Origin of the sequence: Streptomyces niphimycinicus, assembly GCF_018883605.1 — a bacterium.
In the GTDB taxonomy this organism is placed as follows: domain Bacteria; phylum Actinomycetota; class Actinomycetes; order Streptomycetales; family Streptomycetaceae; genus Streptomyces; species Streptomyces niphimycinicus.
The window spans coordinates 1-20,316 of the sequence record NZ_JAHLEM010000089.1 but is presented as its reverse complement, the minus strand read 5'-3'; the positions used below and the strand labels follow the sequence as shown (position 1 = coordinate 20,316).

20 protein-coding genes and 1 pseudogene are annotated in these 20,316 nt (G+C 69.2%); 16 read left to right on the top strand and 5 right to left on the bottom strand.

What is annotated here, in order from left to right:
• Window positions 1-4: 4 nt before the first annotated feature.
• Window positions 5-784 carry a transketolase gene (locus KN815_RS10570; RefSeq protein WP_216341512.1) on the bottom strand — a complete coding sequence of 260 codons (780 nt, stop codon included), beginning with the start codon at window positions 782-784 and terminating at the stop codon, window positions 5-7.
• Between the two features lie 525 nt (window positions 785-1,309).
• Here KN815_RS10570 and KN815_RS10565 point away from each other — a divergent pair.
• From KN815_RS10565 to KN815_RS10550, 4 genes are all read left to right on the top strand, one after another.
• Window positions 1,310-2,314 (top strand): aminotransferase class IV, encoded by a 1,005-nt coding sequence (locus tag KN815_RS10565; RefSeq protein ID WP_216341511.1) that lies wholly within the window; start codon window positions 1,310-1,312, stop codon window positions 2,312-2,314.
• On the top strand, window positions 2,311-3,372 hold the full coding sequence (locus KN815_RS10560) for a Gfo/Idh/MocA family protein (protein WP_216341510.1): 1,062 nt from the start codon (window positions 2,311-2,313) through the stop codon (window positions 3,370-3,372). Before KN815_RS10565 ends, KN815_RS10560 begins: the two co-directional genes overlap by 4 nt.
• Window positions 3,373-3,619: 247 nt before the next feature.
• Window positions 3,620-4,585 carry a DUF3500 domain-containing protein gene (locus KN815_RS10555; protein ID WP_216341509.1) on the top strand — a complete coding sequence of 322 codons (966 nt, stop codon included), beginning with the start codon at window positions 3,620-3,622 and terminating at the stop codon, window positions 4,583-4,585.
• A gap of 19 nt (window positions 4,586-4,604) precedes the next feature.
• Window positions 4,605-5,387: an SDR family oxidoreductase gene (locus KN815_RS10550; protein WP_216341508.1), complete on the top strand. Its 783-nt coding sequence runs from the start codon at window positions 4,605-4,607 to the stop codon at window positions 5,385-5,387.
• Window positions 5,388-5,461: 74 nt separating this feature from the next.
• On the opposite strand, the gene KN815_RS10545 is transcribed toward KN815_RS10550, so the two are convergent.
• A complete protein-coding gene (locus KN815_RS10545; RefSeq protein WP_216341507.1) occupies window positions 5,462-6,274 on the bottom strand; it encodes an AfsR/SARP family transcriptional regulator in 813 nt (270 codons plus the stop codon).
• Window positions 6,275-6,351: 77 nt separating this feature from the next.
• The gene (locus KN815_RS10540) at window positions 6,352-6,672 is read right to left on the bottom strand and encodes a hypothetical protein (RefSeq protein ID WP_216341506.1); all 321 of its coding nucleotides are present in this window, start codon (window positions 6,670-6,672) and stop codon (window positions 6,352-6,354) included.
• Window positions 6,673-7,022: 350 nt separating this feature from the next.
• Between KN815_RS10540 and KN815_RS10535 the strand changes: the two genes are divergently transcribed.
• From KN815_RS10535 to amcH, 8 genes are read left to right on the top strand one after another with little or no spacing between them, the layout of a single operon-like run.
• The gene (locus KN815_RS10535) at window positions 7,023-8,273 is read left to right on the top strand and encodes an ATP-grasp domain-containing protein (RefSeq protein WP_253208880.1); all 1,251 of its coding nucleotides are present in this window, start codon (window positions 7,023-7,025) and stop codon (window positions 8,271-8,273) included.
• Between the two features lie 19 nt (window positions 8,274-8,292).
• Window positions 8,293-8,559: a cispentacin biosynthesis acyl carrier protein AmcB gene (gene amcB / locus KN815_RS10530; RefSeq protein ID WP_059143064.1), complete on the top strand. Its 267-nt coding sequence runs from the start codon at window positions 8,293-8,295 to the stop codon at window positions 8,557-8,559.
• A gap of 46 nt (window positions 8,560-8,605) precedes the next feature.
• Window positions 8,606-9,979 (top strand): amipurimycin biosynthesis protein AmcC, encoded by a 1,374-nt coding sequence (gene amcC / locus KN815_RS10525; RefSeq protein WP_216341504.1) that lies wholly within the window; start codon window positions 8,606-8,608, stop codon window positions 9,977-9,979.
• Complete coding sequence (locus tag KN815_RS10520) at window positions 9,976-10,428, top strand: acyl-CoA thioesterase (protein WP_216341503.1); 453 nt, start codon at window positions 9,976-9,978, stop codon at window positions 10,426-10,428. The genes amcC and KN815_RS10520 overlap by 4 nt, the downstream gene beginning before the upstream one ends.
• Window positions 10,415-10,918: a cispentacin biosynthesis cyclizing decarboxylase AmcE gene (gene amcE, locus KN815_RS10515; RefSeq protein ID WP_253208879.1), complete on the top strand. Its 504-nt coding sequence runs from the start codon at window positions 10,415-10,417 to the stop codon at window positions 10,916-10,918. The genes KN815_RS10520 and amcE overlap by 14 nt, the downstream gene beginning before the upstream one ends.
• Window positions 10,912-12,099, top strand: coding sequence for a cispentacin biosynthesis acyltransferase subunit AmcF (amcF, locus tag KN815_RS10510; protein ID WP_308403647.1), 1,188 nt, complete (start codon window positions 10,912-10,914; stop codon window positions 12,097-12,099). Before amcE ends, amcF begins: the two co-directional genes overlap by 7 nt.
• Entirely contained in the window at window positions 12,096-12,689 is a 594-nt protein-coding gene (gene amcG, locus KN815_RS10505) for a cispentacin moiety biosynthesis protein AmcG (protein WP_216341501.1), read from the top strand. Before amcF ends, amcG begins: the two co-directional genes overlap by 4 nt.
• A gap of 5 nt (window positions 12,690-12,694) precedes the next feature.
• Window positions 12,695-14,077, top strand: a complete 1,383-nt coding sequence (gene amcH, locus KN815_RS10500) for an adenylate-forming 2-oxoglutaryl-ACP ligase AmcH (RefSeq protein WP_216341500.1) — start codon at window positions 12,695-12,697, stop codon at window positions 14,075-14,077.
• A gap of 311 nt (window positions 14,078-14,388) precedes the next feature.
• On the opposite strand, the gene KN815_RS10495 is transcribed toward amcH, so the two are convergent.
• Window positions 14,389-15,642 (bottom strand): MFS transporter, encoded by a 1,254-nt coding sequence (locus tag KN815_RS10495; protein WP_216341499.1) that lies wholly within the window; start codon window positions 15,640-15,642, stop codon window positions 14,389-14,391.
• A 218-nt stretch (window positions 15,643-15,860) separates the two neighbouring features.
• Here KN815_RS10495 and KN815_RS10490 point away from each other — a divergent pair, with 218 nt between their 5' ends.
• On the top strand, window positions 15,861-17,720 hold the full coding sequence (locus KN815_RS10490) for an ATP-binding protein (RefSeq protein WP_216341498.1): 1,860 nt from the start codon (window positions 15,861-15,863) through the stop codon (window positions 17,718-17,720).
• Between the two features lie 16 nt (window positions 17,721-17,736).
• On the opposite strand, the pseudogene KN815_RS10485 reads toward KN815_RS10490, so the two are convergent.
• Window positions 17,737-17,898 (bottom strand): annotated as a pseudogene (locus KN815_RS10485) (tyrosine-type recombinase/integrase); the annotation flags it as partial.
• Here KN815_RS10485 and KN815_RS10480 point away from each other — a divergent pair.
• The 3 genes from KN815_RS10480 to KN815_RS10470 form a co-directional block, all read left to right on the top strand.
• Window positions 17,875-18,018, top strand: a complete 144-nt coding sequence (locus tag KN815_RS10480) for a hypothetical protein (RefSeq protein WP_216341520.1) — start codon at window positions 17,875-17,877, stop codon at window positions 18,016-18,018. The pseudogene KN815_RS10485 and the gene KN815_RS10480 overlap by 24 nt on opposite strands.
• A gap of 378 nt (window positions 18,019-18,396) precedes the next feature.
• A complete protein-coding gene (locus tag KN815_RS10475; RefSeq protein ID WP_216341497.1) occupies window positions 18,397-19,701 on the top strand; it encodes a glycoside hydrolase family 27 protein in 1,305 nt (434 codons plus the stop codon).
• A gap of 382 nt (window positions 19,702-20,083) precedes the next feature.
• Window positions 20,084-20,316, top strand: a 233-nt coding sequence (locus KN815_RS10470; protein ID WP_253208878.1) for a PAS domain-containing protein, incomplete at its 3' end; no start/stop codon positions are given.

Here is a 20,316-nt window from a genome sequence, read left to right as displayed (position 1 = left end):
CTCCTCACGCCGTCGCGGTCAGCGCCGCGACGGCGATCCGGCGTTGGGCGGCGTCCAGCTCTCCCATGTGCCAGGCGGGATCACCCTCGGCGAAGGGAACTCCTCTGCCCTTGGTGGTGTGGGCGATCAGCACCGCCGGGCCCACACCGGCTTCCAGCGCGGTGACGGCGTCGGCGATGGCCGTGATGTCGTGGCCGTCGCACTCGCCGACCCGCCAGCCGAAGGCACGCCACTTGTCCGTCAGGGGTTCCAGCGCGCAGACCTCTTCCGTGTCACCCTCCTGCTGAAGGCGGTTGCGGTCGACGACCGCCACGAGGTTGCCGAGCCGGTGGTGGGCGGCGAACTGCGCCGCCTCCCAGTTGCTGCCCTCGTCGAGCTCGCCGTCGCCCGTGATCACGTAGACCCGGCGGTCCTTGCCCGCGAGCCGTGCGCCCAGCGCCAGGCCACTTGCGAGGGACAGGCCGTGGCCCAGCGCCCCGGTGGCCGCCTCGATCCCGGGAATACCGTCCGACGGATGCCCCGGCAGCTCGTTCAGGTCCGTGGTCAGCACGCCCAGTTCGGCGAGCACGGCGTACAGGCCGTAGACGCCGTGGCCCTTGCTGAGGACGAGCAGATCGCGGTCCGGCCAGTCGGGGCGGGCCGGGTCGCGACGCAGGATCCTGGTGTAGAGCGCGACCAGCACGTCGATCAGCGAAAGCGCGGGGCCCAAGTGGATGGCCTTGCGCGCCGCCAGTTCGACGACGCGGAGTCGGGCCCGCCTGGCCAGTTCGTCCACGTTCGACATAAGGAAACACTCCTCGCGAGAACGGGGTTGGAATGAGCCGGATAAGCGCAGGGCAAAGCCGTCTGGCTTTTAGACGCAGAAAGGGTCTTCCATGATTTCGTGCGAAACTTCCTCGCTCAGATCCCGTTCGGCCGCGTAGCTGCCCACCTGCGGTCGAGAACGGTCGTCTCTGCCGCTCCCGGTGGACCCGAAAGAAACGTATCGCTTTTTTGTATCAGCCTGGATCGCTCGGTTGCCAGTAATCTAAATGCCACCTAAAAGCCCGTCTATACCTCGTCTAAATGAAGTATTGTCGACGTCTTGAAAGCTTGGACAGTCTGCTGGTTGCCGTGTTGTGATTGCAGCCACGGCGTCCGTGATCACCACAGGCCGGCTGCGAATCGAGCTGGACGCTGGACAGAACGCCAGTCCCATACGGTACTGCACGGCTCAAGCCGGCCGATCCGAGCAGCCTGCCGGCCAATACGGCTTTGCGCGCATGGACATCCCCGTTCTCTGTCCCATCCTTTCCGGAAAGGAACATTCATGTCTGCTGGCTACGGGCGGCTGATCTGGCGCAACGGCGTCCTCTTGCCGTGGGAGGAGGCCACCGTCCACATCAGCTCAGTGGGCCACGCCTCGGTCTCGGCCGCGTTCGAAGGCGTGCACGCGTACTGGAGCAGCACGCGGGAGACGCTCCACGGCTTCCGGTTGCGCGACCACATGCAACGCCTGCTCGAATCGCTGCGAATGAGCTGGATGGAGCCCGAGTTCGACGCGGACGCGCTCGTCACCGCGACGGTCGAACTCCTCGCGTCCTGGCAGAGCACGGGCAAGGACCTGCACATCCGCCCGTGGGGCTTCGCCGCCGGAACGCATCGCCAACAGATGGTGCCGCGCGGCACCCCGGCCGAGATCGCCATCGAGACCTGGGAGTTCGAGAGCAAGCTGGGCCAGGGCCGCACCTGCACGCTCGCGGTCAGCTCGTGGCCGCGGTTCAACCACGGTGCCTCACCGGCGTCGATGAAGGTGTTCTCCAACTACCACAACGGCCGACTGGGCAACATCGACGCCAGAGCACGCGGGGCCGACTGGCCGATCTTCCTCAACACCAACGGCCACGTCACCGAGTCGTCGGGGTCGTGCATCGCCCTGGTCGAACGCGGCCGGCTGGTCACCCCGACCCTGTCCGACGGTGTGCTGGACAGCATCACCCGACGCACGCTCATCGAGCTGGTCCAGGAGGAGCTCGGCCTCGAGGTGGAGACCAGGCCGGTGGAGCGCACCGAGCTGTACCTCGCCGACGAGATCTTCCTCATGGGCACCTCGGCCGAGGTGCTGCCCGCCGTCGAGGTGGACGGCTTCCCGATCGGCGACGGCAAGACCGCGGGTGAGATCACGCAGACGATCGAGACCTGCTACCACGACACCGTGCGAGCCGTGACCGGCAAGCACGACGAATGGCTGACCCCGGTGCACCTCGACCGAGCTCCTGGCGCGCCGTCGGTCCTCTCCCTCACTGGTTCGAGCGATGCCGGGAGTTCGAAGTGAAGCGTCTCGTCCATGCCGTCGTGGGCTGCGGCCGTGTCGCCCCCAACCACGTAGACGGCTTCTCCGTCCTGCCCGACGTGGAGCTGCGCTGGGCCTGCGACCGCGATCTCACGACCGCGCAGTCGCTGGCTCGTGCGCACGGCCTGCCGCGCGTCACGACGGACGTGCACGAGGTGCTGGCCGACCCGGAAGTGGACAGCGTCTCCGTCGCGACCGGGCACGCCACGCACCACGGGCTGGTCGCGGCGGCGCTCGAAGCGGGCAAGCACGTGCTCGTGGAGAAGCCGCTCGCCCTCGGCGCCGAGGACGGTGCGGCCCTGACGTCCCTCGCCGAGCGCGCCGGACGGGTGCTGTCGGTCGTCTCCCAGCACCGCTACGACCGCGTCGTCACCGCCGTCCGGGACTGGATCGGGGCCGGCCTGCTGGGCAGCCTCGTCTCGGGCGTGGTCAGCCTGGAGTGCGGCCGCGACGACGCGTACTACGCGGGCAGTGACTGGCGCGGCACCTACGCGGGTGAGGGCGGCTCGGCCCTGGTCAATCAGGGCTACCACGCGCTCGACGTGACCCGCTGGCTGACCGGCGGGCTCGCGGTGGTCGGCGCGGCCGCCGGGCACACCGCGCCGCGGGGCGGCATGGAGACCGAGGACACCCTCGCGGCTCTGCTACGCGGCCCGCAGGGCGCGCTCGTGACCTACCAGGTCACCGTGGCCAGCAGCATCACCTGGCGCACCCGTATCGAGATCATCGGCACCGGAGGGTCGGTCCTGTTCGACCTCGACCACCCCGGGACCCTGCATGTGGCGGAAGGCAACGAGGAGCTGCGCGCGGTGGCGGCAGAGCTCGCCTCAGCGGAGGTGGAGCAGGCTCCGCCGGGGATCGGCTACTACGGCATCTCCCACCGCCGGCAGATCGCGGATTTCGCGGCGGCCGTGCGGGACGGGCACAAGATGGTCGCCGACGACCGGGCCGGGCTGGACACCCTGATCCTGCTCCAGGACATCTATCGTGTGGCCCGGCACGAGGCGGCGGCCCCCGCCCTGTCGGCGCTGGGGAGCTGAGTCACCGGCGGCGGACATCGTGGCCGCGGTCGGCGTCCCGCACACCTCGGTGTCGCCCAGGGGTGACATCCGGCCGGTACGCCGTGGATCGCCACACGGGGTTGACCAAGCTGAACGGGCGAGGCCCGGACGTGGATCGCCGCCGCCGAGATGGCCGGCGGCCTGCCCAGCGCGCTGAACCGGCGACGGCGGAGCAATTTCAATTCGTCCAGCAGTTTCTGGAAGCGAGTGAATGGGAGTTCGAAGCATGCTGCACGACATCACCGACGCCACGCGCCGGTTTATTGGATTGCTCGACGCCGACCAACGCGAAGACGCGATGCGCTCGGTCACCGACGACGATCTCAGGCACCGCTGGGGGTACGCCCCCGGCACACGACCTGGCCTGGTGCTCGGCGATCTGCGGCGAGACCAGCGCAAGGCGGTGCACGGCATGCTCACGACAGTGCTCAGTCCTCACGCCTACACGCAGGCCGCGGCGGTCATGGCGCTGGAAGACGTCCTCGACCACCGAGAGGGCGGGCACCGCGACCGTCACAGCGGCGACTACTGGACCATCCTCTTCGGCACCCCGGACGGCGACGAACCGTGGGGATGGCGCATCGAAGGCCACCACCTGTCGGTGAACGTCCTCGTCGCCGACGGCCGCGTCTCGGCGACACCGTTCTTCCTCGGCGCGAACCCGGCCCGCGTCACCTACCGCGGCCGCGTCGTCGGCCAACCGATGCAGCTCGAAGAAGAACTCGCCCGCGAACTCCTCGACCGCATGGACCCGACCGCCCGCCGCCTCGCCGTCGTGTCGGACCTCACGCCACACGACATCCGCAGCGGCGACTCCCCGCGCATCAACCCATCAGAACCGGTCGGCGTGACACCGGCGCAACTCAGCAAGCCCGCCGGCGAGCTGCTGTTCGACATCGTCCGCTTCTACCTCGACCGGCTCAGGCACGAACTCGCCGACGAGGAGTTCGCGCGGATCGACCAGGAACACCTGCACTTCTCGTGGGAGGGCTCGCTGCGTCGCGGCGAAGGCCACTACTACCGCGTCCAGGGCCCGGAACTGCTCATCGAGTACGACAACACATTCAACGAGGCCAACCATATCCACTCCGTCTGGCGTCGCCATTCGGGTGACTTCGGCGACGACCTCCTTGCCGCCCACTGCGACCTGTCACGGCACACTGTCGCACTTGGAGTGGCCCAGAACGGTTGAGGAACCCGGGAGGAAACCGATGGAAGTCCGTCTGGACGGCCGCAGCGCCATCATCACAGGTGCCAGCAAGGGACTTGGGCTCGCGATGGCCAAGGAATTCGCTGCCTCCGGTGCCAATGTGGCGATCCTGGCCCGCAATCCCGATACGCTGGCCGAAGCCAAGGCTGCCGCATCGGCCGGTGCTCAGGGACGGGTCGAGATCTTCAGATGCGATGTTTCCGAGGCCGCCGACATCCAGAATGCCTATGATGCGGTCGTCGGCGCGTTCGGGCAGGTCGATATCCTGATCAACAATGCCGGCCAGACCCGGTCCATGCCGTCGGACCAGATTACCGATGACATCTGGCAGGAAGACCTGGAGCTGAAGGTTTTCGCGGCGATCCGCTTCACCCGGCTTGTCTGGCCGGGCATGAAGCAACGCACATGGGGCCGGATCATCAACGTGCTCAACACCGGGGCCAAGACACCGCAGGCGGGTGGTGCCCCCACGGTGGTGTCGCGGGCGGCCGGCATGGCGCTGATGAAGGTCCTCGCCGGTGAGGGCGCCCCGCATGGCATCCTGGTCAACGCCATGCTTGTCGGCCAGATCGTGTCGGATCAGATCGCGCGTCGTTACCGGGCCGAGGGCACGAACGTTTCCTTCGAGGACTATGTTGCCAAGGCCGGCGCCAATATCCCGGTCGGCCGCATGGGCAAGGCCGAGGAGTTCGCCGCCATGGCCTGCTTCCTGTGCTCGGATCATGCGGGCTTCACCGCCGGGACGGCGATCAATATGGACGGCGGCGCCTCGCCCGTGGTTTGAGGCCGGTGGGGCTGAATCAGGGCCCACCGCTCGTCGGTGGGATCGCCTCGCGCCATGACTGACGGCCTCCGATGTCAGGACTCCACTGGCGACCGGTGCGAGCGCAGTCGCGAGGCGACGGCGCTGGAGATGGCCCGCTTGGCCCGCCCGACGTCGTCGGACCGCACGATGTCGTGCACCTTCACCAGATCGCCGCCGGGCTCCAGACCGAGCCTGTCCGAGAACGTCTGACGGGCGTTGCCGAACACCCGTAGCGCCTGGGCACGATGACGAGCCAGGAGAAACGCCAGCATGAGCTGCTCGTGCAGGATCTCGTTGAGCGGATTCCGCGGCACTTGCTGAGTGAGGAAGCCGATTGCCTCGTGGTACAGGCCGGCGCTGAGCTGTGCCCATGCGGTGAGTTCCACGCATTCGGTGCGCGACTGCCGCAGCCATGAATCGAACGAGCTGAGGATCGGTCCCGAATGCACGCCCCCCACCAGGCTGCCCCGGTGCAGGGCGAGCGCGTTGCGCCACGCCCGCGCCGCCCCCTCGTGATCACCGTTGGCCATGCTGAGATGACCGTCGGCCCGATACCGGCCGAACAACTGCACGTCCAGTTGCTGACCGCGGACAAGCATGGTGTAGCCGGGGAACTGGCTGTCGACGACCCCATTCCCGATCTGGTCCCTCAGCTTGGAGATGTAGACGTAGATGGCATCCCGGGCCCGCCGTGGCGGCTGGTGCCACACCTCGCCGATCAACTCCTCGACGCTGACCACGCGGCCACTGCGGACCAGCAGGGTGGTCAGGATCACTGACAGGTTTCGCGACCGGATCGCGTGGGGGCGACCGTCGACGACGAGGCGGGGTGGACCGAGGATCTCGAAGCGCAAGTCGTGGGTCATGGTTCACGCTCCTCCGGGATCGACGCAGGACCGGGGGTGCGTTCCGGCATGAAGTCTCCTCATGACCGCAGGACGGATCAGTTCGTGCCGGCCCGGCCGTTCTCCTTGACGCGGCCACCGCGCTTGATCACCCCGTCGACGACCAGCTTGATCAACTCGATCCCCGGCGAGGCGGTGAACCAGAAGCGCCGAGCCGCGGTTCGTCCGAGTAGGTGGTGGAGAACTTCTCGACCCAACGGTCGGTGAACGCCCTCATTCGCCATTCCCCTCACACCATCACTTCCGCGGCACACAGCGTCGCGCTGAATTCCTGAAGTCTCCCCGACGCGCCTTACGGCCGTCTTGTCCGTGGGCTTGTCCAACGCCTTGTTCACCGCCTTGTCCAACTCCTTGTTCAACTCCTTGTAGGGATCGCGCAGTCAGCTTCCCGGCGTTTACCTGATCGGCCGGTCGAACAGCAGCGGCCGCGGGAATCAAGCCGGCCGCAAGAGCCCCGTAAGGAGTTGGACAAGCCCGCGGACAAGACAACCGCAAGGAGCGTGGTGGAGACTTCCGGGACTGGCACCACGCACGGATCGACCACGCCGTATCGACCATGGCGACGGAATCTGTTTCCCTGGCCCTGAATCCCATCGTCGCTTATTCCTTTGAGGTGTGGGGGATCCTCGGCCGCACGCGACGTCATCGAGACATATTTCACCGTGGAAACGCCCGGACACCGTCCCGCCCTCGGCAAGGAGTTCGCGCCTTGAAGCTGCCTCCGTCCGAACCATCCGCGACCTCGTCCACCCTCCTTCTGGTCGGATCCGGTTCCCGCCTCCGTCAGGGACACCTGCTGTCCCATCTGGCCGCCGCCGCTGACGTGGTCCTCCTCGACACCGTGGCACCGACCTGGCAGAAGCCCTGGCTCAAGGGCGCGGAGGCGTACGACCCCCGGGACACGCCGTTCCCCGTGGAGCAGGCCCGCCGGCTGTGCCGGGACCACGACGTGCGGGCCGTCGTCGCCTACAACGAGTCGGAAATCCTCCTGGCGGCCGAACTCGCCGCGACGCTCGGGCTGCCCGGCCTGCCCGTCGAGGCGGCGCGGATCAGCAGGGACAAGCACCGGCAGCGCGAGCTGCTCAACCGCACGGGTCTGTCGCCCACCGCGTCCGTCCTCGTACACGACGTCCACGAGGGGCTGCGGGCCGCCGCCGACATCGGCTACCCCGTCGTGGTCAAGCCGCGCGGCCTGTCCGGAAGCCTCGGTGTTGGCCGCGTCGCCGACCCGGCGGACTTCACCCGGTTCTTCGAACTGGCCGCGGGAGTCGACAAGATGGACCTGGCCAGCGACGGCGTCCTCGTCGAGGAGTGCGTGACGGGGACCGAGTTCCTGGTCGACGTCTGGAGCAGCGGGGGAACGGCCGAGGTCGTCTACTGCGGCCGGAAGTACATGGCGCGCGACCCGTACCCGATCGACACCGGGCACATCATGGGCGAGGGCGCGCTCCCGGCAGCGGAGTACGCCGCCGGCCTCGCCCTGGCCCGGGACGCCGTCCTGGCCGCCGGCATCGACCGCACGATCGCCAACCTGGACGTCGTGCTGACGCCCCACGGCCCCCGCGTCATGGAGATCAACGGGCGCCCCGCCGGGGACCTGGCCTCCGTGATCGCCCACCTCGGCACCGGTCTGAGCGTTGGCGGCCTGCTGGCGGACGCGGCTCTCGGGCGCCCGCTGCGCGCCGAGCCCGCTCCGGGCCGCGCCGCCGGCATCAAGTTCCTCTACCCCGCCCGCCGGCAGCGCTTCGAAGGGCTGGCCGAGGCACCGGAGTTGAGGGCACAGCCGTGGCTCCACGAGGTCGGTGAACTGCCCGCACGCGGCGCCGTGGTGGAGCCTCCGCCCGAGGACTTTTTCGGCCGGGCCGGGTGGGTGATCGCGGAGGGCACCCACGCCGATCAGGTCCACGAACGCCTCACCGAGGCCGAACGCGCCCTGACCGTCCAGGGGCCCTATGTGTGACCTACGAAGGGAGTGCGCGATGAAGGAAATTCAGGCTGCCATCAGGTCGATCATCGTGAACGACTTGTTCTGCGAGATCCCCGAATCCGAGATAGGAGTCGACGACGGCCTGCGGAACGTACTGGCACTCGACTCACTCGGCTTCCTCGAGTTGCGTGTCATCTGCGAGCAGCAGTTCGACATCGAGATCTCCGAGGACGACTTCACTCCCGAGAACTTCACCAGTATCCGATCCATCTCCGACCTGGTTCTCCGCCTGCGTGAGACCCAGCTCGAAACGACCTGAGCCTATGGCGTCCGCAGAGGACCTCCCGCGAAGCGAGCTGCCTGATATGACTCACGGACATGACAGCGAAACGATCGAGTCCTGGTTCGACCGCACGATGCACATGGACCAGTACGGAACGCGGCTTCCGTTCGGCAGCCTCGGCGCCAAGGGGCTGACTCACCGCTTTGTGGAGCTGAGCGGTGCCGACCGGGGGCGGGAGCTGAACGTCCTCGATGCGAGCGGTGGTTATGCCAGCGCGTGTCTGGGGGCCGGCTCACCGGTGGTCGGCGCGGCTCTCTCCCGCGCCGTGCAGGAGGCGGGCTATGTCACCGACGAGATCCACTCGTGGGAACGCTCGAAACTGCTCGAACTCCTCTTCCGCGAGGACGGGTTGTGGGCCGAGCAGTTTCCGGCCGGAGAGTACCACGTCGCCGGTCGCAATTCCGGGTCGGAGGGAATGGAGATGGCGCTGCGGCTGGCGCTGGAATCCCGCTTCGACCACCGTCGCCTACGGCCCGCGGAAGGGCGGGGACACCGGGACATCGTTCTCGCCTTCGAGGGGGCGTGGCACGGCTGGACCGGTGGGTTGCTCCCGCTGCTGAACAAGAGGCACTACCGGATCGGACTGCCCTCCGTGGCACCGGAGCCGTACGGCTTCACCGTCCGGCACATCCCGTTCGGGCAGTTCGACGCGGCCCGCGAATTCTTCGCCCGCCACGGTGACCGCGTACTCGCGGTGGTGATCGAACCCGTTCAGGGCGACGCCGGAATCATCGTGCCGCCCGCCGGCTATCTGCGCGAAGTCGCCCGGTTGTGCACGGACAGCGGGGCCCTCCTCGTGGCGGACGAGGTCCTCACCTTCGCCAAGACGGGCCAGTTCTTCGGCATGGCCGACGAGAACGGGCCGATTCCGACCGATGTCTCCGTGGTGGGCAAGAGCCTCGGCATGGGCGTGCTGTCCACGTCCATGGTCATCGCCCGCCGAAACCTGACCGTACGGGCCACCGGCGCCATTTCCACCTCGGACCTTCGCCCCCTCACCTGCGCGGTGATCCGGGCCGGCCTCGAACACATCCAGGCCGAGGGAATGGTGGAGAAGTCACGGGGCCTGGGCGAACACGTGGCCAAGCGGCTGGACGAGGAACTCGTCACCGTCTTCCCGGAGCTCTACACGGAGAGCCGAGGATCCGGCGTCATGCACGGCGTCGAGCTGACGCAACGCGTGGCCGACCGATTGGGCGAATTCCGCGAGACGATGATCCGCAGCGGCGTGTTCGTCGAATTCATGGGCGGCGCGGGTCGGCGTTCGGGCGGCCTGCGCTACATCTTCCCGACCATGCGGGTCGCCCCTCCCATCATCTCCACCCTCGCGGACGCGGACGCGATCGTGGAGCGTCTGGCGGCCGGCTCCCGCTCCTTTCTCGAGGTATCCGCGTGACCGCCGCAGAACCCGTACCGCGGAAATGGGCGGAGGTCCGTCGACGCGTGGAGCACGTCGACACCGACGCGTCCGGTGTCGTGCACTTCTCCCGATACTCCTCCTGGCTCGAAACCGCCGTGCTGGAGAATCTGGATCGCCTCGGCGCCGGGCTCGACGCCCTGGCTCGCGCCAACCTCGAACTGGCCGTCGTGGAACTGCGCATGCTCTACCACGCACCGGCCCGCTTCCTGGACCACGTCCGCGTCAGAGCCCGTGTCGAACGCGTCGGGCCCGCGCGCGTCCAGGTCTCCGGGGAGATCTCGCGGGAGAACCCCGGCGACGTGCCGCGGTGCGCGTCCGGGAGCCTGCTGCTCGGCGCGGTGGACCGCTCGACCGGAGCACCCTCCCTGCTCCCCGAAAACGTCAGAACCACACTGAAGGAGTGCACTGTCCGTGCAGAGGGTTGATTCCGCCCAGACGACAAAGCCGACGGCGAAGCGGACCATGGGCTTCACGGAGCTCAAGAGCTGGCTTCGCCACCGCCACCCGATGGTGTATCTGGACCGGATCCTCGACTACGAGCCCGGGGTCCGGCTCCGCAGCAGCCTGTCGGTCTCCGGGACCATGGACGTGATCGCGGGACACTTCCCGGACCGGGCCGTCTTCCCCGCCAGCCATCTGACCCAGGCGTTCGCCCAGTCGGGCATCATCCTCTACCAGCTCAGCACCTCCCGCCTCACCGACGACGAGATCACCCTCATCGGCTCGGTGAAGGCGCGCTTCACCCGCGTCGTGGTCCCGGGCGACCGCGTGATCTTCGATGTGCGGAGTGACCGCCTCAGGGGCAACACCTTCAGCTTCTCCTGTAGGGCGACCGTGGACGACCACCTCGTCGCGGCGTTCAAGGGCACGCTGGTGCGGTCCAAGATCGCGGACGTGGGCGAGCAGTTGTGGTGACGTCCAGCTCACGTCCGGCACCGACGTCAACTCCCGCGTCGGCGCGGGAGGACGCGGAGGTGTGGGTCACGGGCATGGGGTGGGCGACCGCGCTCGGATGCGGGCTGGAGGAGGTCTGGAGCGCTCTGCTGCACGGCCGTACCGGTGTCGACGCGGTCCCCTCCGAGCACCGGTTGCGCAACGGCGACGCCGCGGTCGTCCGCGACCTTCCGCTGTCCATGACCCCGGTCGAACGCCAGCACCTCCTCACCCGGGACACCCTGGCCGCCGCGGTGCGCGACGCCGGACTCGAACTCACCGACGCGCGCCTGCGGCCCGTGCTGGGCACCAGCTATGGACCGCACCTGGACACGGTCGGGGTACCGGCCCTCGACCGCTGGGCCGCCGATGCCGTACGGGCACTGGGCATCGCGAAGGCCCCGCTCTCGGTGACGACCGCCTGCTCCTCCGGCTCCGACAGCCTCCTGGTCGGCGCGGAGCTCATCCGCAGCGGTGCGGAGGACCTCTGCGTCTGCGGAGGAGCGGACGTCCTCACCCCGGCCAAGAGACTCGGGCACTCGGCGCTCGGCACCATGTCGCCCACCTCGCTCCGCGCCTTCGACGCCGACAACGACGGCACGATCCTGGGGGAGGGCGCGGCGTTCCTCGTCCTGGAATCCGGCCGGTCGGCCCGTACGCGCGGGGCTCGGGCGCACGGTTTCCTCGTCGGCACCGGCTCGGCCAATGACGCGGTGAGCCCCGCGGCCCCCGACGCGACCGGCGACAGCGTCGTACGGGCTGTCAGCAAGGCGCTGCGCGGCGCGGCCCGTGGTGCGGCGGACGTGAACGTGGTCAACGCCCACGGCTCCGGCACTCCCGCCAATGACGCGGTCGAATCCGTCAGTTACACAAGGCTGTTCGGCACCGGCGGCCAGGCGCCGGGTGCCCCCACGGTGTTCGCCACCAAGGGGGCGTTCGGCCACACTCTCGGGGCGACCGGTGCGATCGAGGCCATCACCGTGCTGCTGGCTCTCCGTGACCGCACGGTGCCACCGGTCCACGGCCTCACCACGCTCCGTCCGGACTTTCCGCTGCCGGTGCCGAAAAGCCGGCCCGCCGCGTTCACCGGCCGACTCGGGCTGAGCGTGACCCTCGGATTCGGCGGCTTCAACACCTGCCTGGCCTTTGAGGGGGCACCATGAACGCCTTCCCGGCCTCCGGGCCGTACGCCATCTGTCCGCCGGACACGGCGGACGTCGCCGTCGTGGGCCACGGGGACGCTTCCCGGGAGCAGTTGACGGCTGTCCGCAGCCGGATCCCGTCCCTGTACGCCGACCCGCTGGCCTGGCTGGTCGCGGACGCGGTCGAGAACGCGCTGTCGGAGTGCGCCGCCGATGTCCTGGCCTGCCGCCAAGACGTCGCCGTGATCCTGGTGAGCGCGCACTGCACACTGCACACCATGGACGCGGTGGCGCGTTCGTTTCCCGCCTCACGCGTGTCCCCGCTGCGCTTCGCGGGCGCGAGCCCGGGCAGCGCGGGGAGTCTGCTCTGCCTGCTGCACGGCTTCAAGGGATCGTCCCTGACGTTCTCGATGACGCCCGAGGACGGTCTGCCCGCCGCGCGTACGGTCGCCCGTTCGTGGCTGCGCTCCGGTGCCGCCCCCTACGTGGTGCTCTGCGCCCACCAGGTGCACCAGGGACAGGGGCACTCGGTGCGCTGTGGCGTGCTGGCACCCGCGGTCGGCGTCGCACACGCCGGGGATGCGGGCCGTGCCACGGCAGGCCGGGAGTGAGCGCCATGCCGACGGACTCCCTTCCGGACGCGGACGTGATCGAGACGTTCCTCGGCAGCGCGGTGGACGTGCACGGGCACGGCCCGCCCCGACCTCTGGCGGCCGCGCTCGACGACCTCGCCGGGACGGTCGTGGGCGCGGGGGACCCCGTCCTGATCGCCATGCCCAACGGTAGGTCCCTCCTGACGGCCTTCTTCGCGGTGCTCCTCCACGGTGGCGTGCCCGTTCCCCTGGCACCGGCGTCGAGTTCCGCCCGGATCACCGAAGTGGCCCGCCGGCTCGGCGCAAGTGCCCTGATCGCGCCGAGAGTTGACGCGCGGCGCTACGATGCGGCGCCCCCACGCCCGTTCGGGGACGCCGATCTGCTGCTCCTGCCGTGGAGCGAACGGCGGCACCACTCCCGTGGTGAGGTCATCCTGATGACCTCGGGCACCTCCGGTATCGCCAGTGGGTGCCTGCACGCCTTCGACTCGCTGCTGGAGAACGCGGCACGGCACGCGAGCGCCGTCGGCCAGCGGGAGGGCGACACGGTGCTGCTCAACCTTCCGCTGCACTACTCGTACGCTCTCGTGGCGCAGGCCCTCGCCGCGCTGATCCGCGGCTCACGCCTCGTCATCACGGGTCCGCCGTTCACTCCGCGGACCTACGTCGAGGCGCTGCGCACCCACCAGGTCACCCTCTCGTCACTGACCCCGGCCGCGGTCGCACGGTTCATCGAGCAGGACCTTGCCCTGCCGGGCACACTGCGCACCCTGACCGTGGGCGGAGACCGACTGCCACCGGCCCAGGTGCAGAGGCTGCTGGCGTCCAGGCCCGGAGTCGAGCTCTACCTCACGTACGGCCTCACCGAGGCCGGCCCGCGGGTCACCACTCTGGCGGCGCACCGCGAGCCGCCCCACCGGTACGCGTCCAGCGGCCTCCCGCTGCACGGAGTCCGTACGCGGCTGCGGCCGTCCGGTCTCGCCGACGGCTCCCAGGAACTCCTGGTGGAATCCAGCACGGTGCTCCGCCGCAGGGTGCCGGACGACCAGAGCAGTCCGCTGGTCGGACCGGGGACCATCGCCACCGGCGACCTCTTCACCATCGACGAGGACGGATACCACTACATCCAGGGCAGGCTCTCCGACTCCGTCATCGTCAACGGCGAGAAGGTCTGGCTCCCTTCGGTCCGCGCCGCCGCCGAGGCCATCCCGGGCGTGCGCCGGTCCACGAGCCGGGTGCACGCGGAGAACGGCCAGCACCGCTACGAGCTCGACGTGTACGTGGACCACCCGAGTGCGGCGCTGGCCGCGGACATCAAACGGACCCTCTACCGCCTTCTGCTCCGCAACGAGCGACCGCACCGCATCACCGTACGGCCGGTGCGGGCCAACGACTGGCACAAGTGAAAGCGCCCATGCGCCGGTTCGGGGCCGGGCCATGGGCCCGTACGGGATCGTGGTGCGGCAGCCGGCGACCGCTACCGGCGCACCTGGTATCCGGCGAGACAGAGCCGTACGCGGCACTCGTCCTCCGCCTCGGCGTGCACCTGCTGCCCCGGCGGGCGGTGCGGCGGGTCGGCACGGCCCGGGTCAGACCGGCCCTGAGCCATACGTACAGGGCAGGTTGACGGTCCGAGACCTCCGTCTCCGCTCCACGGGGACCTGTGCGGACCACGCCCCGCTGAACGCCCGCTTCGGCGCACATGACGGGCCTTGGGTCACCGCGACGCCCACGCCTTGCCGGCGGGCTGAACGGTGTCCTCGCGCGGGGTGGTCCTCCGGGTGCGGAATGACCACAGGACGTACAAGGCCAGGCAGTAGCCGAGGAGTTGGACGGAGAGATAGCTCCCCCTCCCGCCGCTCTCCACGACGGGAAGCAGCACCAAGGGCGCGACGAACATGCCGAGGCCGTGCGCGAGCGAGGTGGCGGCGGCATAGCCCTCCACCGCGCCCGGCGGAGCGGTCCGGGTGACGAGCGGCTGGACGCTGGGGGCGATGAGGCACTGCCCGATGGAGAACACGAGGCCGAACAGGACTCCCAGCAGCAGTCGTCCACGCGGCACGGGGACCAGCAGGGCGCCCGCCAGGAAGGCCAGCGCCGCCATCCAGGCCACGATCGCCACCGACAGGGCACTCGTGTAGCCGAGGCGTTCGACGACGCGCAGGGCGAGCCCCTGAAAGACGATGATTCCGGCGGTGTTGCACGCGATGACGACGCTGATCGCCACCACCGAGAGGTGCGCGTCGCGCAGTACGGCGGGCACCACGGACTCGAACTGGCCGAGTCCGAAGATCACGAGGGCCGACTGGAGCACCAGCAGACGCAGGAACACGGGATCGCGCAGGGCGGCGGAGCGCCTGCCCGGCGTGGCGGCGGCCTCGGTGTCGGTGGCGCTGGACACCGTGCCCCGTGGCTCCACGTGTGTCCGCCTGAGGCGGACCAGCATCACCCCGTACACCAGGTAGCTGATGGCGTTGGCCGCCAGGCACACGCTGTAGCCGTCGTCGCCGAGCCGCTGGACGGCCTGGCCGCCCAGCAGCGAACCAACCGTCATCATCAGTGCGGACGCGCGGTGTTGGCCGGACAGTACACGGCTGAACGCCGCGTCGCCGAACGCCCTGGTCAGTAACGGGGTCTGGACCGCATAGTAGATGCCCGTGCCCGCACCGGACAGGCAGGCGGCGGGCACCGTGGCCGCCATCGAGTCCGCCGTCGTGAGCCAGGTGGCGCCCGCGGCCTGGAGGACGGTGGCGGCGACCGCGGTCGGGCCGGGGCCCCGCACGCGGCCGATCCAGGCGGCGAACGGATTGACCACGAGCCCGGAGAGCGCGAACAGCGCGAAGTAGAGGGAGACGCCCGAGGTGGACACGCCGAGTGTCTCCCGCAGGTAGGCCACGATGAGGGGCAGCACCAGACCGCTGCCGAACGCGGTGGCGCTCCAGCCGGTCAGGAACCCCCCGTAGCCGGGCAATGACGTGCGTGTGGATGTGAGCCCATGGGCAGGGGGCATACGGAGATATCCAAACCGAGACAGAACAAGACAAGTGTGACCATATCCTGCCGGTCTGACGGTCCGTCGGGTCCCTGATGCTGATCGCCAAATGACGGCCAAGGACGTGGGGCGAGCGGATACGGACCTGGCGGGCAGGGTAACAAACCACCGTAACGACACAGCACGGCGGGAGAGTTATGAGTGATCAGCGACGTGCGCGTTCCGCCCAGGGCTTGAGGATGCGGGTCTTCGGGACGATGGTCGCCTTACACGGGACGCGGGAACTGTCGTTAGGCGCTCCGCGCCATCGGGCGCTGCTGGGACTCCTGATGGTGCGGCTGAACCAGGTCGTCCCCGTCCCTCAGCTCATCGAGGAGTTGTGGGGTGACCGCCCGCCCCGGCGCCCAACGGCCGCCCTGCACACCTACATCTGCCATCTGCGTCGTGCGCTCAGCTTCGGCGCGAGGCCGGGAGGCCCGTCGATGCTGGTGCGCCACCAGGCGCCCGGCTACGTCCTCGCCCTCGATCCGGACCAGGTCGACGCCCACCAGTTCGAGCGGTTGGTGATCCAGGCACGGCGCGACATGGCGGCCCAGGACCACCGGGTGGCGCAGGACCGGCTCAGCGCCGCCCTGGCATTGTGGCGGGGCACCCCCTACCTGGAGCTCGTCGACTACGCGCCGATGGCCGAGGAGAGCGCCCGGCTGGAGCAGGCGCGGTTGACCGCCGTGGAGTTGCACGCCGAGGCGTCTCTCGCGCTCGGGGAGAACGACGCCGTCGTGGCGCGGCTCCATCCGGAGGCCCAGCGGCACCCGACGCGCGAATGCCTGATCGCGTATCTGATGACCGGTCTGTACCGGCTGGGCCGGCAGGCCGACGCGCTGCGGCTGTTCGAGCGGACGCGTGCGCACCTGGCGGAGGAGCTGGGTGTGGACGCCGGCGTCGAACTCCAGCGGATCCACGCCGCCATACTGCGGCATGAGCTGCCGTTCGGCGACCGTGCCGCCACGCGCGTGGAGGTGACGGCGGGCGAGGACCGGGCTGACGCGGCGGCCCCACCGCAGGCCGAACACCCCACGGCTGGCGGCCACGAGGACGTGGTGACGTGCGACGCGCGGACGGCCCGGTCGGCTCTCTCCCATGAACGGGCGGAGCCGGGCGCCGGGGCTGCGGTTCCGCACAGTGCCGGCGTCCCGCACGGTGCCGGTGTCCCGCACACTGCCGGTGTCCCGCACGGTGCCGGGGTTCTGCACAGTGCCGGGGTTCCGCATGGTGCCGGGGTTCCCCACACCCTGACATCGTTGCCATTTGTCGGCCGCACCTATGAGCTGGCCGTGCTCGGCGCCTGGGCGGACGCGGCCCTCTCCGGCGAGGGCGGTCTGGCCGCGGTGACGGGTCAATCCGGGATCGGCAAGACCGAGTTGACGATGGAAGTCACGCGGGGGGCGCGGGAGGCCGGGCACGAAGTGATCGGCGTCTCCTGCCGCGGGAAGGACGGTCCGGCGTACGGGGTGTGGGCCCGGATACTGCGGCAGCTCTCCCACACACGCCCCGAGGCCTTCCGTACGGTCAGCGCACGGTACAGCCGTCTGCTCGGCGGCCTCCTGTCCGACGTGCCGTCAGACGCGGCGGAGGACGTCCAACCGCCGCTCCAGGCGCCCTTCCTCGTCGAGGACGCCGTGTGCGCCATCCTCGTACCGCTGGCCCGGCAGAAGCCGTTCCTGCTGGTACTGGACGATCTACAGTCGGCCGACTACTCCTCCCTGAACCTGCTGCACCTGCTCACGTGCCGGTTGCCCGAGGTGCCACTGGGCGTCCTGGTGGCCAGCGCCGACCCGCGCCCGGCGGCCGAGAGCACACCGCGGACGGCGCTGGACCATCTGCTGGGCAGCGCCCGGACGTTGACCCTGCGGCTGGGCGGCCTGTCCGAGCAGGCGGTCGCCGCCCTGGTGGCCACTCACGTCGACGCCGACGTCGACGCCGAGGCGACGCTGGCGCTGCACCAGCGCAGCGGGGGCAGCCCGTACGCTCTGCGTCGGCTGTTGTCGCTGGCATGAGGATGTCCGCACCCAGGGCGCTGAGGGCCGTCTGTGTGATCGCCCGCAGATCGAGGTGGAGATACCGCTGAGTGGTCATCGGCGAACCATGTCCGGCGATGACGCGTAGCACACGCAAGGGGATTCCGGCGTCGGCCATCCAGGTCAGCCCCGTATGCCGCAGGTCGTGGCGGCGCAGAAGCCGCCCGCTGCCCACACCCAGGCCCTCCTCCGCCTCGCCCGCCACCGCATCAGCGTGCTGTTCGCCATGCTCCGCGACGGCACCTTCTGCGAACCCTGCGGTCCTCGCCTCGCTTGACGAAGGACATAGTGGCACCCCCTCCCGAGCGCGCGGAGAGGGTCGCCGCGGGCAGCGCAGACGTTGAGATCCGTTTGATCTTGTTTGAACTGGCTGGAACAGTGCGGTGTATTGCTCCTGGCATTGACTGTTTATGTTGCTTTTGGTTCCCTCGCCTGCGCACCGCGTCAGATATCGGATTCGCCGCACCGACTACTCCACCGACCCAACCATCCGGACCGAGGTGGGCAGGTCACCCTGCTGCGCCCAGAGCCGAGGTCCGCAGCAGAGCGGTCCTCCAGACCGTGCTGCTCCCGTCGATCGAACGCACCCGGGTCCCCGGCTCGCCCGCCGGGATCCACCCACCCCCAACCCCCCCACTCCCTACCGGAGGCATCCATGCGTGTGCTCTCCCGTCTGCTGTTCGCCGTATCCCTCCTGCTGCCCCCGCTCGGCGTGCCCCTGCTCACCGCAGGCCCCGCCCAGGCCCTGGGCAACGGCCTGGCCCTCACCCCACCGATGGGCTGGAATAGCTGGAACACCTTCGGCTGCAACGCAACCGAGCAAATCGTCAAGGACACCGCCGACTTCATGGCATCCAGTGGCATGCGCGACGCCGGCTACCAGTACCTCACCATCGACGACTGCTGGATGGAACGGTCCCGCGACTCCGAAGGGCGCCTCGTCCCCGATGCGGCCAAGTACCCCCACGGCCTGGCCGACCTCGCCGCGTACGTACATGGCAAGGGCCTGAAGTTCGGCGTCTACGAGAGCCCGACGTACCACACGTGTCAGGGCTTCCCCGGAAGTCTTGGTTATGAGCAGAAGGACGCCGACACCTTCGCCTCGTGGGGCGTGGACTTCCTCAAATACGACAACTGCACCGCCAGCGACCCCAATCAGCGGCCCGGCGACGAAAAGCTGCCGCTGGAAACCCGGGACAGCACCATGCGCGACGCCCTCGGGCGAACCGGCCGTCCGATCGTCCTCAGCCTCTCGCTCCAGCCCGCGGCCCAAGGCGAGTCTCCCTGGGAATGGGGCAAGAGCGTGGCCAACATGTGGCGCATCGACGGGGACCGGGACGCCTCCTTCGACGGCCTCAAACGACTCATCCACACCGACCTGGACAAGGCGAAGTGGGCCGGTCCCGGCGGATGGAACGACATCGACATGCTGGGGACCGGAAACTACGCTTTTGCGTCGGGTTCCAACGACCCGAACAAGCGCCTGACCTATGACCAGGAGAAGTCCGAGCTCTCGGTCGCCGCCGTGCTCGCGGCCCCGCTGATCTCGGGTGCCGACCTGCGTACCCCCGCGGCCGCCGGCAGTTCCGGCTTCCCCATCAGCGACCAGGACCTGAGCGTCTACCTCAACAAGGATGTCATCGCCGTCAATCAGGACAGCCGTGGCGAACAGGGCACGGCGGTCACCACCGAGAACGGCCTGAACGTGCTGCGTCGCCCCCTGGCCAACGGCGATGTCGCCGTGGCCCTGTTCAACGAAACCTCCTCCCAGGCCGTCATCTCCACCACCGCGGCGGCCGCCGGCCTCCCGACGAGCAGCGCCGGCTACAACCTCAACGACCTGTGGGCGCACACCAGCCACGTCAGCACCGACGGCACCATCGGCGCCACCGTTCCGGCCGGCGGCACCGTGCTCTACCGGGTGAGCCCGCGGACCTCCGGCCACGGGCCCGACGAATGAGCCTCGATCCACCGGGTGAAATCCGCTCATCGGCTTCGGGGGATGGTCCTTCGTAAGCGTGAGTAGGAGCACAGCGTGTGCTCGCCGGTCACCATGAGTGAGTTCGGAGGTGGGCTGCCTGCGGGCGCTGACGCCGCAGGCAGCCCGGTGCCTGACCGGCCGGCCGGGGCCGACTTGCTGACTGTTGCGCATCCGGGCGCGGCTGTCACCGACAGTGAACGATGCCCCAGTGGAGACCTCTCTGGCCGTAGGGCGCGATGACGTACTGGCGGTGGAATAATTGTTCGGGACGAAGGGTCGAGGCATGGAATCACGAGTCTTCGGGCATTCGCGCCGCTCTGCTCCTGACGGCGGAGTCCACCTGGTTCCACCGGAAGCAACCGTGCCATCCGAATTCGAAGGCGCTGCCGCTGTTGCGCTGGATGCTGACGGCACGATCACCGGGTGGTCTGTGGAGGCCGAGCGTCTTCTGGGATATTCGGCAGGGGAGATGGTGGGCCGATCGGTGACGGCGTTGTTGGCCGATCCGGCGGCGGCGCCTGCCGGCCTCCCGGCTCCGGAGAACTGGACGGGTGTGGTCACGGTCTGCCGTGCTGACGACGAGCAGGTGCAACT

What these genes read in the sequence shown, in the direction of transcription:
- KN815_RS10550 (WP_216341508.1), top strand. Translation starts at nt 4,605, where the DNA reads ATGGAAGTCCGTCTGGACGGCCGCAGCGCCATCATCACAGGTGCCAGC.
- KN815_RS10490 (WP_216341498.1), top strand. Translation starts at nt 15,861, where the DNA reads ATGAGTGATCAGCGACGTGCGCGTTCCGCCCAGGGCTTGAGGATGCGG.
- KN815_RS10555 (WP_216341509.1), top strand. Translation starts at nt 3,620, where the DNA reads ATGCTGCACGACATCACCGACGCCACGCGCCGGTTTATTGGATTGCTC.
- KN815_RS10545 (WP_216341507.1), bottom strand. Translation starts at nt 6,274, where the DNA reads ATGACCCACGACTTGCGCTTCGAGATCCTCGGTCCACCCCGCCTCGTC.
- amcC (WP_216341504.1), top strand. Translation starts at nt 8,606, where the DNA reads ATGACTCACGGACATGACAGCGAAACGATCGAGTCCTGGTTCGACCGC.
- KN815_RS10480 (WP_216341520.1), top strand. Translation starts at nt 17,875, where the DNA reads ATGCCGCAGGTCGTGGCGGCGCAGAAGCCGCCCGCTGCCCACACCCAG.
- KN815_RS10565 (WP_216341511.1), top strand. Translation starts at nt 1,310, where the DNA reads ATGTCTGCTGGCTACGGGCGGCTGATCTGGCGCAACGGCGTCCTCTTG.
- KN815_RS10475 (WP_216341497.1), top strand. Translation starts at nt 18,397, where the DNA reads ATGCGTGTGCTCTCCCGTCTGCTGTTCGCCGTATCCCTCCTGCTGCCC.
- amcB (WP_059143064.1), top strand. Translation starts at nt 8,293, where the DNA reads ATGAAGGAAATTCAGGCTGCCATCAGGTCGATCATCGTGAACGACTTG.
- KN815_RS10570 (WP_216341512.1), bottom strand. Translation starts at nt 784, where the DNA reads ATGTCGAACGTGGACGAACTGGCCAGGCGGGCCCGACTCCGCGTCGTC.
- amcG (WP_216341501.1), top strand. Translation starts at nt 12,096, where the DNA reads ATGAACGCCTTCCCGGCCTCCGGGCCGTACGCCATCTGTCCGCCGGAC.
- amcH (WP_216341500.1), top strand. Translation starts at nt 12,695, where the DNA reads ATGCCGACGGACTCCCTTCCGGACGCGGACGTGATCGAGACGTTCCTC.